This is a genomic window from Gilliamella sp. ESL0405 (assembly GCF_019469205.1).
Taxonomy (GTDB): Bacteria; Pseudomonadota; Gammaproteobacteria; order Enterobacterales; family Orbaceae; genus Gilliamella.
In genome coordinates this window covers 2,009,543-2,023,067 of the sequence record NZ_CP048265.1, presented here as the reverse complement: position 1 = coordinate 2,023,067, position 13,525 = coordinate 2,009,543, and the positions used below count along the sequence as shown (strand labels likewise).

At 35.6% G+C, this 13,525-nt stretch carries 11 protein-coding genes and 5 tRNA genes; 13 read left to right on the top strand and 3 right to left on the bottom strand.

Features of this window, described 5'->3' with window-relative positions; all coding sequences use genetic code 11:
• Positions 1-17: 17 nt before the first annotated feature.
• The 5 genes from GYM74_RS08815 (at position 18) to GYM74_RS08795 (ending at position 571) form a co-directional block, all read left to right on the top strand.
• Positions 18-94, top strand: a tRNA-Met gene (locus GYM74_RS08815).
• A 35-nt stretch (positions 95-129) separates the two neighbouring features.
• Positions 130-214, top strand: a tRNA-Leu gene (locus tag GYM74_RS08810).
• 25 nt (positions 215-239) lie between these two features.
• A tRNA-Gln gene (locus tag GYM74_RS08805) sits at positions 240-314 on the top strand.
• 75 nt (positions 315-389) lie between these two features.
• Positions 390-474 (top strand) — tRNA-Leu (locus GYM74_RS08800).
• Positions 475-496: 22 nt separating this feature from the next.
• Positions 497-571 (top strand) — tRNA-Gln (locus tag GYM74_RS08795).
• Positions 572-917: 346 nt separating this feature from the next.
• On the opposite strand, the gene GYM74_RS08790 is transcribed toward GYM74_RS08795, so the two are convergent.
• Positions 918-1,718, bottom strand: a complete 801-nt coding sequence (locus GYM74_RS08790; protein ID WP_220217855.1) for a YdgH/BhsA/McbA-like domain containing protein — start codon at positions 1,716-1,718, stop codon at positions 918-920.
• A 317-nt stretch (positions 1,719-2,035) separates the two neighbouring features.
• Complete coding sequence (locus tag GYM74_RS08785) at positions 2,036-2,653, bottom strand: CoA pyrophosphatase (protein ID WP_220217854.1); 618 nt, start codon at positions 2,651-2,653, stop codon at positions 2,036-2,038.
• 89 nt (positions 2,654-2,742) lie between these two features.
• Between GYM74_RS08785 and GYM74_RS08780 the strand changes: the two genes are divergently transcribed.
• The 8 genes from GYM74_RS08780 (at position 2,743) to era (ending at position 12,168) form a co-directional block, all read left to right on the top strand.
• Positions 2,743-5,235: a class I adenylate cyclase gene (locus tag GYM74_RS08780; RefSeq protein ID WP_220217853.1), complete on the top strand. Its 2,493-nt coding sequence runs from the start codon at positions 2,743-2,745 to the stop codon at positions 5,233-5,235.
• Between the two features lie 205 nt (positions 5,236-5,440).
• Positions 5,441-6,016: an RNA polymerase sigma factor RpoE gene (gene rpoE / locus GYM74_RS08775; RefSeq protein ID WP_220217852.1), complete on the top strand. Its 576-nt coding sequence runs from the start codon at positions 5,441-5,443 to the stop codon at positions 6,014-6,016.
• A 42-nt stretch (positions 6,017-6,058) separates the two neighbouring features.
• A complete protein-coding gene (locus GYM74_RS08770) occupies positions 6,059-6,619 on the top strand; it encodes an RseA family anti-sigma factor (protein WP_220217851.1) in 561 nt (186 codons plus the stop codon).
• A 6-nt stretch (positions 6,620-6,625) separates the two neighbouring features.
• Positions 6,626-7,627, top strand: a complete 1,002-nt coding sequence (locus GYM74_RS08765) for a MucB/RseB C-terminal domain-containing protein (RefSeq protein ID WP_220217850.1) — start codon at positions 6,626-6,628, stop codon at positions 7,625-7,627.
• A gap of 134 nt (positions 7,628-7,761) precedes the next feature.
• Positions 7,762-9,558 carry a translation elongation factor 4 gene (lepA, locus tag GYM74_RS08760; protein ID WP_220217849.1) on the top strand — a complete coding sequence of 599 codons (1,797 nt, stop codon included), beginning with the start codon at positions 7,762-7,764 and terminating at the stop codon, positions 9,556-9,558.
• A gap of 20 nt (positions 9,559-9,578) precedes the next feature.
• Entirely contained in the window at positions 9,579-10,580 is a 1,002-nt protein-coding gene (lepB, locus tag GYM74_RS08755; protein WP_220217848.1) for a signal peptidase I, read from the top strand.
• An 11-nt stretch (positions 10,581-10,591) separates the two neighbouring features.
• Positions 10,592-11,266: a ribonuclease III gene (gene rnc / locus GYM74_RS08750; protein WP_220217847.1), complete on the top strand. Its 675-nt coding sequence runs from the start codon at positions 10,592-10,594 to the stop codon at positions 11,264-11,266.
• Entirely contained in the window at positions 11,263-12,168 is a 906-nt protein-coding gene (era, locus tag GYM74_RS08745; RefSeq protein WP_220217846.1) for a GTPase Era, read from the top strand. The genes rnc and era overlap by 4 nt, the downstream gene beginning before the upstream one ends.
• A gap of 95 nt (positions 12,169-12,263) precedes the next feature.
• Here era and GYM74_RS08740 read toward each other — a convergent pair whose 3' ends face one another.
• The gene (locus GYM74_RS08740) at positions 12,264-13,256 is read right to left on the bottom strand and encodes a substrate-binding domain-containing protein (RefSeq protein ID WP_220217845.1); all 993 of its coding nucleotides are present in this window, start codon (positions 13,254-13,256) and stop codon (positions 12,264-12,266) included.
• Positions 13,257-13,525: the final 269 nt, after the last annotated feature.

The window sequence follows — 13,525 nt, the reverse complement described above, 5'->3', positions numbered from 1 at the left end:
GACGTTGCGAATGAAATGGCTACGTAGCTCAGTTGGTTAGAGCACATCACTCATAATGATGGGGTCACAGGTTCGAATCCCGTCGTAGCCACCATTAAGATTAAGTTTACTTTATTAAAAGTATATAATGCGGGTGTGGCGAAATTGGTAGACGCACCAGATTTAGGTTCTGGCGCCGCGAGGCGTGGGGGTTCAAGTCCCTTCACCCGCACCATTTTAATCTTAATGTTTATCCTTATTGGGGTATAGCCAAGCGGTAAGGCAGCGGGTTTTGATCCCGCCACGCCCAGGTTCGAATCCTGGTACCCCAGCCATTCCAATCTGCATATTTTGATATCTATTAGCTAATCTGTTTTGTCTTTGCTTTATACATTCTTGGTTATTCCTTTACGGGTATGGCGGAATTGGTAGACGCGCTAGATTCAGATTCTAGTTCCGAAAGGTGTGCGAGTTCAAATCTCACTACCCGTACCAGATATCTCTTCTCCATTATAATTGGGGTATAGCCAAGCGGTAAGGCAGCGGGTTTTGATCCCGCCATGCCCAGGTTCGAATCCTGGTACCCCAGCCATTTTTACCACATGCAAATATTTTCTAATCTGCTTTGAATCTCTCAATATACAATTATTACTCAACCTTCTTTTTATATTTCTGTATTGGTCCGAATAGGATATCGCTAATTTTCGGCAAACTAAGCATAGTTCAAATAACTTAGGTATCGAATAAGTTCATTATTACTTATCTGGATTTGATGCATGATCGGACTGAGTTTATAGGCTGACAGATGAAAGTTAATTAATGAAGAAGCTTTGTGAGTAGGAATATACGAGCGGATTTGATAGATAAACCTAAATTGCGTTAAAAAAGTCCACAAGCGATATTTATTGATGTCGCTTGTGGAGTTTGTTTATTTAAACTTATTTATATAAATTTAAATATACTGTTTGTGCAGTTCCTGCGCGGTTGGCTGAAACTTCTTTGACATAATAGAAATGGGCACCGTTAGCAATAGCATGTTTTTGAGCAGCAGCGCTTATTTCACTGGTGTTATTAAAGACACCATGGAAAGTAATGGTTTCATAAGGTTGCATTGTTTTAAATGCATCACTGCTAATTTCGTAAGCATCTTGACCTGCAATTGCTTTAGTTACGATGAAGTTTCTTACTGGCGCATCTTTTTTATAAAGTAATACATCAACATCTTGTGCACGGTTTTTGGTATCCGCCGCTGAAATTGAATCTACATAAAATGCATAAGCACCTTTTTCAGTTGCAAGCTTACTTGCTTCATCCATAATTTCAGATGTATTGTTGTAATTGCCTTTGAATTTGACAACTTCAAATGGAAGGTAATAAAGCGCTTTAGAGCGAGAATAAACTACGACATTATTATGTGTAATTGGCTCTTTACTAACGGCAATAGGGGCATTTTGTAAATAGATGTCGGCATACACAATGGCTCGATCAGATGAATCGCCAGCAGATGCGCTTTCGATCGCTTTGATATGATAATATTTTGCGCCTTCTTCATCAGCTGCTCTAGAAATGTCATCAGCTGCGTTTTGTGCTTGTAAATAAGAACCTGTCACTGAAATTTCTTTTAATGGAATTAAGTTTTCACTTTGTTGCTCAGTTAAAGGCTCTGCGGCATAAAGATTTGCAACAGGTAAAGATAATAATAAGGCTAGAGCGATAGATGATTTATTAAGATGCTTCATGTTAGTATCCTTCATATTTAGGTTAAAATTATAATCAATCTTTAACGCTTACTTAATGGCAGATATTACGGCATAGAAATGAGAGAGATTTACTTTAAGTACTCTCGGATTTTGTCTTTGTCTACTTATAAAAAGCGTTAGACAATAAGTTGTCCATGAGGGAATTGTTAAACAACTTATATTATATATATATGATTATTAGGCTAAAAATCAAGATATTTATATTAAAAAAATGTTTTTTCGCATAAATTGCAAAAAAATTACAGATAATTTAAGTGATTTTCAAGGAAAAATACTGTCTAATAATCAACCAAATTTTATCGATTAGTGTTAATTGTGTGAATAAAATTTTGGATGATCTGAGCAGTTAATCCCCAAATAACGTGATTATGGAATTGATAAAAATAGACTCGATGTTCAGATCTTTTTTGCCAATCAGTTGATCGATTAGGTAATAAATCAAAAGGAAAATCATTAGCCGGCTTATGACCGACTAACATGGTTGCTTGTTTCGGGGAATTATTGATAAACCATTGAATAGGTACAGTGAAAATATCTTCAACTTCATCTGTATTGAGCTGTAAATTATTTATAGAATCGATTTTACCAACAAAGGGATAGATAACCATTCCTAAACTGGCTATAAATTTTGGTAATTGACCTAAAATTGTGATCTGATTGGTATTAATACCGAGCTCTTCATTGGTTTCTCTAATTGCGGTATCTTGGGGTGTTAAGTCGTTTTTTTCCACTTTTCCACCCGGAAAACAGATATCGCCCGGCTGCCATTTTAGCGTTTTGGATCGAATTTGAAACAGCAATTGTAATTGATCATCGATCTCAACAATTGGAATCAATATTGCTGCTTTATGATTGATTTCTTTTTGAAAATTGGTGTTTTTTAAAATGTGAGCTATTTTTTCGATTGAGATCATAATATTTATTTTGTTTTATTTTTAATTTTACATTGTTTTTACGTTATAATAGGCAAATATTAGATTGAAGTTGTTCGTTAGTAGTAAATGTGTTTCACCTGAATAATGCTATGCAATACTATATTAAAAACATAAAAAAAGAACTTAAAGATCTTGCTTTACTGAAACACGAACGAGCACGAAGTGGTATGTCGGTGGAATTCCAACGAGTATTTTCTTTACTACCGGCTCTTTTTCATTATCATCATCCAAATTTACCCGGCTACATTAATCAAGAAGTACCGTCCGGCATTACTTACTATCAAATTCCTGATAAAACGGCTGAGCAACTTGAAGTTGATTTCAATTTTACTGCAACAGAAATAAATCCACGTTCTGACATATCGGCTTTATATTCAATGGGCAGTACTTGCTCAATAGGTCAATCAATTACATCTGATCTCGATATTTGGGTTTGTGTAGAAAATAATTTATCTGAAAAAAGAAAGCAAGTTTTAATCCAAAAATGTCGTTTGATAGAGCAATGGGCTCAAGAACTTGATGTGAAATTGACACTCTTTGTGGTTGATGTTGATCGTTTTATTAATAAGCATCATGAATGTTTAATGGGTGAAAATTGTGGATCAGCACAACATATATTACTGCTTGAAGAGTTTTACCGCTCTGCCAATTTGCTTGCGGGTAAATTTTTATTATGGTTTGCTGTTCCTGCAAATTTCACAATCAATGATACAAAATATCCAACGTATGAAGCCTGCGTGCAAGGCTTAATTGATTCTAAAATTATTCAACGTGAAGAGTGGATTGATTTTGGACCATTAACCGGATTATCAGCCGAAGAGTATTTTGGTGCTAGCTTATGGCAACTTTATAAAAGTATTGATTCGCCGTTCAAAGCGGTGTTGAAAACGTTATTACTTGAAGCCTATTCTTGGATTTATCCCGAAAATAGACCTATAGCCTTTCAAATGCGAGAGTGTATACAACAGTCTCAAACCCATAAAGGGAATTACTTAGATTCTTACTTATTGCTGTTAGAAAGGATCTCTGATTATTTGATTGAACTGAAAGATTTCGAACGATTGGAACTAGTAAGACAGTGCTTTTATTTAAAAGTGAATGAAAGTTTATCCGTTCCAACGCAAACGGCATCTTGGCGGCGAAAAGTGCTCGATGATTTAGTCAAACAATGGGGCTGGGGAAAACCGCTTATTGCTAAATTAGATGCTTATCAATCGTGGAAAATCGAGCAAGTGCGTGAAGTCCATGAAGTGCTTTTACACACAATGATGACAGGGTATCGTAACTTACTCAATTTTGGTCGTCGAAATAATTTAGATTCACGCATAAGCCCGCAAGATTTGGCCATACTTACTCGCAAACTGTATGCATCATTTGAGGTATTGCCGGGTAAAATTACAGCGTTAAAACTCAATATTTCTGATAATTTGCAAGAAAATGTTTTAACCTTTATTCATGTTAAAGAAGATAGAATAAATCGAGCGGGTTGGTATATTTTTAAGCAACAGCCTGTTTTAGAATCGATTATTGGGCATCAATATTTAGAGTATAGCAAGTATTTAGTTAAGCTTGTCGGCTGGTGCTATTTCAATGGTTTAATCTCTGACTCGACTGAGTTTTATTATTACGACGGTGATGAGCGAGATAATGGAAAAATTACCCAATTAATTGCAGATCTAAAAGCTTATTTTCCAATTGATGTGCCGGCAGCAACCGAAGAGCAGCTTTACGGGCCTTGTGAAATCCGCCATTTAGCCATTATGTTAAATCTTGAAAATGATCCAACTTCAAATCTTGCATTTGAAAATGAGATCGGCACAAATGTGTTAAATTATGGCACTGAAGAATTAAGTTTGATTGGTTCGATTGATTTACTATATCGAAATTCATGGAATGAAATACGGGTATTACATTTTAATGGTGCATTGTGTGTACTTGAAGCAATTAAAGCGCTACTTAATCGCATGCATAAAGATGCTGATTTACCTGATTCAATCGAAATCTTTTGTTATAGCAAATTTTTAAGTGATGAAATTAAAACGCAGGTAAAAAAATTAATGGATGAGTGTATTGATTTGCGTTTGACAACAACTCAAAATAACCTAACGCAAGTTAAACCGCTTAGAATCGATGGTCAATCTTGGTATCTATTTTTTGAACGGCTTGGGGTTTCGTTTCATCAATTTGAAAACGCTATTGATTTTTATGGTGCAGTATCCAATAATAAAGTTCAGGGACGACCTCTAAATATGCTCGATGAAACTAATGAATTGCCAAAAGAGATAGATACTGTCGCATATGTAGGGATTATTCAGTTCTTTTTTGAAGATACTGATACAGGATTTGACCTTTATATTCTCAATGAACATAATCAAGTTGAAATATATCGTAATTGTAATGGTACCAAAGAAAACATGGTAAAAGCGATTAATGATTTTTACGTTTTATCTGATGATCGTTTTACTTTTACCACTAGCAGTTCGGTAAATTTCAATTTACCTCAATTTTATCAGATCATATATAATGATGACGGTTGTCGAGAGATCCTTTTATTAAATTAAAAGATCTTTAAAAAGATCATGTTAAGAAGTTTCAGAAATATACTACGTTTCAGTATAAAATAGTGGAGATTCTGTTTTTCTGGTAAAAAAAATAAAATTTCTATTAAAATAATGGGAACTTTTTTCAATTTTAAGAATCTAACAGTTAGTGAGCACAATTTTGGGCCAACTAATTAGTTATTAACATAATGAGGAATGGCCTTAAATGGGGGAGCAATTAACAGACCAAGTTTTAGTTGATCGTGTTTTGAACGGAGATAAAAATGCGTTTAATTTGCTTGTCGTTCGTTATCAAAACAAGCTAGCTCATTTGGTCTCTCGTTATGTTTTACCTTCGGAAGTTCCCGATGTTGTGCAAGAAACTTTTATTAAGGCTTATCGTTCGTTAAGTCTATTTAAAGGTGAAAGTATTTTTTATACTTGGTTGTATCGAATAGCCGTTAATACAGCTAAAAATTATTTAGTTTCTCAAGGTCGAAGACCACCATCTTCGGACATTGACGCAAGTGAAGCAGAAACTTATGAAGGTGCAGACTCGTTAAGAGATTTTGATAACCCGGAAAGTTTAGTGCTTTCGAAAGAAGTTGAAAAAGTTGTATTTGAAGCTATTGAGGCATTACCTGATGATTTAAGAACCGCTATCACACTACGTGAGATCGATGGATTAAGTTACGAGGAAATAGCCGAAATCATGGATACACCTGTTGGAACAGTAAGATCACGTATTTTTAGAGCGCGTGATGCTATTGATGAAAAAATAAAGCCACTTATTAGTGGTTAACCTAAAATCGTTATAAGTAGTCATAAATTTAAGGTATCTACTATGCAAATAGAACAGAAACAGCAACTTTCATCACTCATGGATGGTGAGTTTTCAGATGATCGTGTCATTGATGCAGTATCAAATGATGAAAGTTTGCAATCTTGCTGGCACCGCTATCACATTGTAAGAGAAGCAATGCGTGGAGAACTGCACAGTAGTACATTAACTTTAGATCTTTCCGATCAAATTGCCCAAGCTATTGCGAATGAAGATTTATATACGCCTTTAGCTGAGCAACCTGATCAACACGAAGTGTCATTACCAAAACCTGAAAATCTATTCTGGATTCGTACCAAAGATTTGCTGGGAAAAGTAAGCCAAGTAGCTTTAGCTGCTTGTGTCACATTAGCAATTATTGCTGGTGTTCAGTATCATCAGGGTAAATCAGATGATACTAATGGTATTCCTCTATTAAATACTGTGCCTATGGGAGTAAATGTTGCGCCAGTAGGTGGCATTAAACAGCAAAATGATCAACAGTTACTTGATAAAAGGCAATATGATAAAATTAGGTTATTAGTTCAAGATTATGAATTACAAAAAAGGTTAAATGCCCAATAAATTATAATGAAACTGATAATTGATATCATAAATTCAATCTCTAAACAGAGTAAAAATTGTATTATTACTCTGTTTTTTATGTTGTGCTCGTTTTCATCATTTGCCACCCAAACTGAGCAAGCTTTAAAACTATTAAATAAAATGAGTGATGCGGTTCAAACCCGTAGCTATCAAATTCATTTCCTTTCGCAAGATAGAGATGATTATGTTAATACCTTCCAATACACCCATTTAGGTGCATCAAAAAAAGAGGATGTTAACGCTCATTTGCTCTATCTTGAAGGTCCTGCAAAAGAGATCATATTACACAACAATATCACGAGTTATTTTCAACCTGATAGCGCTTCGTTTTCAATCAATAGCCCTCGTATAACTGAAGCTTTTCCTGATGTCATTTATAATAATTTTGATGAACTAGTAAGCACTTATGATTTTATCTTATTAGGAAAAACCCGAACGGCAAACAGAAGTGCTCAATTGGTGAAAATGATCGCCAAAGATAAAGATCGTTACAGTTATGTTATTTGGATCGATGACGAAAACTTTTTACCTATTCGAATTGATCTGCTTGATCTTGATAGTGAAATTATTAATCAATTTAAGGTAATTGATTGGGATGAAAACTTTGATCAAAAAGCCTTTAAAAAATATATTGAAGGTCATACTTATCCAATTTTATTATCGATTGAAACACAGAATCACGTACTTGATGCATGGCGTTTAGCTTGGTTGCCAAAAGGATTTAAAGAAGTTGCAGCTTACAGTGTTAATTTTTATAATTCCGATATCGCCACTAAGTTGTTTTCTGATGGTGTGTTTTCCTTTACCGTCAATGTCTCGTCAGAACAAGCCAACCAACTTAATCAACTTATCCAACAAGGTGGACGGACTATTTTTTCAACCAATGTAGGTAATAAAAACATTATTATTATCGGCAATCTTCCCCAAAATACAGTTGAACGAATTGCACAAAATATTGTTGAGAAACCAAAGGAAACATCTCGATAACACTATGCTTAGTGACTATTAAAGTGTAAAATGTCCATTTTCTATTTTCGTGATTATCTAAATTGTTATTTTAAGCATTAACATTTCAGATGGTTAACAGTATATAACTAAAACACAAATTATAACTTATTGATATGAATAAAAATATCCGCAATTTTTCAATTATTGCTCATATTGACCATGGCAAATCTACACTTTCTGATCGAATTATCCAAATTTGTGGCGGGCTTTCAGATCGTGAAATGGAAGCACAAGTTCTTGACTCAATGGATCTCGAACGTGAACGTGGTATCACAATTAAAGCACAGAGTGTTACATTAGATTACCATGCTAAAAATGGTGAAACATATCAGCTTAATTTTATCGATACACCAGGACATGTTGACTTTTCTTACGAGGTATCTCGTTCGCTAGCTGCTTGTGAAGGTGCTTTATTGGTTGTAGATGCCGGACAAGGTGTCGAAGCGCAAACGTTAGCCAATTGTTACACTGCGTTAGATATGGATCTTGAAGTTGTCCCAGTTCTTAACAAAATTGACTTGCCAGCTGCGGAGCCAGAGCGTGTTGCCGAAGAGATCGAAGACATTGTCGGCATTGATGCAAGTAATGCGGTAAGATGTTCTGCTAAAACAGGGGTTGGGGTTGTTGATGTGCTAGAGCAGCTTGTTAATGACATACCAGCGCCTGAAGGTGATTCAAATGCGCCATTACAAGCATTAATTATTGATTCATGGTTCGATAACTATCTAGGTGTTGTGTCTTTAATTCGTATTAAAAATGGCGAATTACATAAAGGCGACAAGATCAAAGTGATGAGTACCGGCATGACTTATAATGTCGACAGGTTAGGTATTTTCACGCCTAAACAAGTTGATAAAACATGTTTACATTGTGGTGAAGTTGGCTGGGTAGTGTGTGCGATTAAAGATATTTTAGGTGCACCGGTTGGTGATACATTAACCTCTGCAAAAGCGCCTGCGGAAAAACCATTACCGGGTTTTAAAAAGGTTAAACCACAAGTTTACGCGGGTTTATTCCCAACCAGTTCTGATGATTATGAAGCTTTCCGTGATGCCTTAGGTAAATTGAGTTTAAATGATGCCTCACTGTTTTATGAACCAGAAAACTCAGGGGCATTAGGATTTGGTTTCCGTTGTGGTTTTCTTGGATTATTACACATGGAAATCATTCAAGAACGTTTAGAACGTGAATATAATCTTGACCTTATTACAACTGCGCCTACGGTTGTTTATGAAGTGTTGACAACCTCGAACGAAGTTATTTATGTCGACAGTCCGGCAAAACTTCCTGCGGTAAATAATATTCAAGAATTGCGTGAACCGATTGCAGAGTGTAATATTTTAGTTCCCCAAACTTATTTGGGTAACGTGATTACTTTATGTGTTGAAAAACGCGGTGTTCAGACCAATATGGTTTATCATGGTAATCAAGTTGCCTTAACCTATGAAATTCCAATGACTGAAGTTGTGCTGGATTTCTTTGATAAGTTAAAATCAACTTCAAGAGGTTATGCCTCATTAGATTATAGCTTTAAGCGCTTCCAGGATGCTGACATGGTCAGATTAGATGTTCTCATTAATGGTGAGCGTGTTGATGCACTAGCTTTAATTACGCATAAAGATAATGCACCTTATCGTGGACGTGAACTTGTTGAAAAAATGAAAGATCTTATTCCACGTCAACAATTTGACATCGCAATTCAGGCGGCTATTGGAAATCATATAATTGCACGTTCAACCGTAAAACAACTACGCAAAAACGTGTTAGCCAAATGTTATGGTGGTGACGTTAGTCGTAAGAAGAAACTTTTACAGAAGCAAAAAGAAGGTAAAAAGCGCATGAAACAAGTCGGTAATGTTGAGTTACCACAAGAGGCCTTTTTAGCTATTTTGCATGTAGGAAAAGATTAATCAGTTAAAGAGGAAACAAAATGGCTGGATCATTTGCCATCATATTGACATTAGCGACATTAATTACCGGCATCTTTTGGTTTCTGGAAAAATTTAAATGGAAACCAGCAAGACAACGTAAAGTTGAAGAAGTTCGCCAACAGCACAACGGCGATATTGACGGAAAAATTCTTGCTGAAGTAGGTAAACCAAAAGGCTGGATAGAAAGCTTGGCATCGTTTTTCCCGGTTTTATTTGTGGTATTTGTAATTCGTTCATTTTTATTTGAACCTTTTCAAATTCCGTCTGGATCAATGATGCAAACACTATTAGTAGGTGATTTTATTGCGGTGCAAAAATACTCATATGGTTTAAAAGATCCAATCACCAATACAGTAATCATACCAACAGGTCATCCAAAACGTGGTGATGTTGCGGTATTTAAACATCCTAGTATTCCACAAATGGATCTTATTAAACGAGTTGTTGGTATGCCGGGCGATAAAATTGTTTATCTGATAAAAGAGAAGAAAATCTTGATTTATCCGGCCTGTCAAACCAGTGATACTCATTGTGTCGGGCATCAAGCTGAACCACTTAATCTGCACTATACTGAGCTAAAGCAAAGTAACTGGAAAGAAGTGCATCAAAAAGGTATATCAAGCCCTATTTTTTACACATTAGAACAGTTTGCCAATAAGGGTATTGTTGATTCGACAACGACAATGGTACTCGATGTTAATATACAGCAAGAGACTTTGGGTGATAAGCCTCACGATATTTTAACTACTCAAGGTATTGAAGAAGATCCTCGCTATTTTTATCATCAAAATGGTCAGCCTGAAGCGACTTGGGTTGTTCCTAAAGGACACTATTTTATGATGGGTGATAATCGTGATAATAGCGGTGATAGCCGTTATTTCGGTTTTGTTCCGGAAGGAAACTTTGTAGGGCGGGCAACTGCAATTTGGGTCAGTTTTGAAAAACAACCAGATGAATGGCCGACAGGTATTCGATTCAGCCGTATTGGTGGAATACATTAATTATCATAGTTATGAAAAAATTAAGTCAAATACAACAATCAATTGGTTATCAATTTAAAAACTTATCCTATCTTGAATTAGCACTTACTCATCGAAGTGCTAATAAGTTACATAATGAGCGTTTAGAATTCCTAGGGGATTCTATCCTTAGTTTTGTCATTGCCGACGAACTTTATCACCGCTTTATACAACAAGATGAAGGTGATTTAAGTCAAATGCGAGCAAGTTTAGTTTGTGGTCAAACGTTAGCTGAAATCGGCAAAGATTTTAAATTAGGCGATTATCTCATTTTAGGTCAAGGTGAACTGAAAAGTGGTGGATACCGCCGTGAATCGATCATTTCCGATGCGGTAGAGGCAATTATTGGCGCTATCTACTTAGATAGTGATATTGAAACTATCCGCCAGTTAATTTTATCCTGGTATCAATCTCGCTTAAACGAGATTAAACCCGGTATCAGACAAAAAGATGCTAAAACACGTTTACAAGAGCATTTACAGGGGATTCGCCATGAGAGACCTTGTTACTTAATTCTCGAAGTGACAGGCGATAATCATGAACAAGAGTTTTTAATACAATGTAAAATTGAAAACGATGATCATCAATATTTAGGGCGTGGCTTAAGCCGTCGTAAGGCGGAGCAGGCCGCAGCTCAAGAAGCATTAGATCAATTAGGTATAAAATGACAAATACAATACAACATTGTGGATTTGTTGCCATTGTTGGCCGACCAAATGTAGGCAAATCAACACTTTTAAACCAATTACTTGGCCAAAAAGTCTCAATTACATCACGCAAAGCCCAAACCACACGTCATCGCATCGTTGGTATTGATACTCAAGGAGATGATCAAATCATCTATATTGATACGCCGGGTTTACATATCGAGGAAAAAAGAGCAATTAACCGCTTAATGAATCGTGCTGCTAGTAGCTCGATTGGTGATGTTGAATTAGTTATCTTTGTTGTTGAAGGTACACACTGGACTGACGATGATGAAATGGTTGCCAATAAGCTTAAAGGTTGTAAAGCTCCGGTATTATTGGTCATTAATAAAATCGATAATGTCGCCGATAAAACTCAGCTTTTACCGCATATTGAAGCAATCAGCCAAAAAGTTAACTTTCTTGATGTGATACCTATTAGCGCCGAAAAAGGTGAAGGTGTTGACATTATTAAAGATATTGTCAAAAAACATTTACCGGAAGGGGAGCACCATTTCCCGGAAGATTATATTACTGATCGCTCACAACGTTTTATGGCATCAGAAATCATTCGTGAAAAACTCATGCGCTTTTTAGGCGATGAGCTACCTTATTCAGTGACTGTTGAAATTGAACAATTCAAAGTTGATGAACGTAATGGAATGTATCGCATCAATGGATTAATTTTAGTTGAACGAGACGGCCAAAAGAAAATGGTTATCGGCAACAAAGGTGAAAAAATTAAAAAAATCGGCATTGAAGCGCGTAAAGATATGCAATCATTTTTTGATAACAAAGTTCATTTAGAGCTTTGGGTAAAAGTTAAAGCCGGCTGGGCAGATGATGAGCGAGCTTTACGAAGTTTAGGTTATAGTGATGACTAATCACAAATCCTTTTCAACTTATAATCGGGCATCAATAATGCCCGATTATTTTATAAATTAGCCTGCCAAATCAACATCCCTGACTTGATTTAATATTAAATTGTTTGCCCTTTATCGATTTTATAGCCTAAATTAACACTGGTTTTAACTTGCTTTCCATCTAATTTTTGAAGTAACAGCTCTATGGCTACTTTACCCATTTCAAAACGTGGTGTGATAACCGTTGCGACTTTTTGACTATTAGCTCGTCCAACCTCTAAACCATGAAACCCGGCAATGGCGATTTGTGCCGGAACAGGAATGCTATAATTTTGGCACTCTAACAGCACCCCTACAGCGATATCATCATTAGTACATAAAACACCGTCCATATCAGGGTAAAGTTGTACCGCTTGATAAAATAAGCTTTTACCTAAATCAATCGATGAGATTTGATCCGGCACAATTTGGTGAGGTTTTAATCCTGACTGTTTCATTGCTCGTTGATAACCTTGATAACGTTGCGTATCACGAGCATTGTCAACCGAATTGAAATAGATAATATTTTTTTTACCCGATGCAATCATCTCCCTTGTCATATCAAATGCAGCTTGCTCATTATCAAAACCCACTTGAATATCAAAGTAATCTTTGCTGATATCCATTAATTCAATTACCGGTATATTGGCTGCTTTTAAATATTCGAATGTCGTATCGGTATGCGCTTTTTCCATTAGTACTAAGGCATCAATATTATAAGATAGTAAATTGATGATCTTTTCTTCTTCAAGCTGTTTATCATAATTATAGTTGGTAATAATAGTTTGATAATTATTGGCTGAGGCAATTGATTCTATACCAGCCAGTACCTCTAAAAAGATTTGATTTTTAAAAGAAGGAATAACAATGCCTATGCAATGGCTACGAGAGCCTAACATAATTTGTGGTGCTAGATTTGGAATATAATGAATATCTTTTAAAACTTGGGCAATTTTTTGCTTATTTTTATCGGAAACCTGATCTGGATTTCTAAAATAGCGGCTCACCGTCATTTTAGTTACGCCCGTTAAATCAGCGATATCTTGTAAACTAATGCGTTTATCTTTCATACTTTATGATGTAATGTAAGAAAAGAATTTAGTTAGGATTGAAGCATTTTACCAGTAAAAGAAGAAAATCAATAACATTAGTTGTTTTAAGTCAGATTGAAAAATGTTGATTTGGTAGGCTAATTTATAAAATAATCAGGCATTATTTATGCCTGATAGTAAGTTAGATAGTGTTTGTGATTCGTCATCACTATAACCTAAACTTGGTAAAGCTCGCTCATCATCTGCCTAGCCGGCTTTAACTTTTATCTAAAAGTAAAAACAATAAC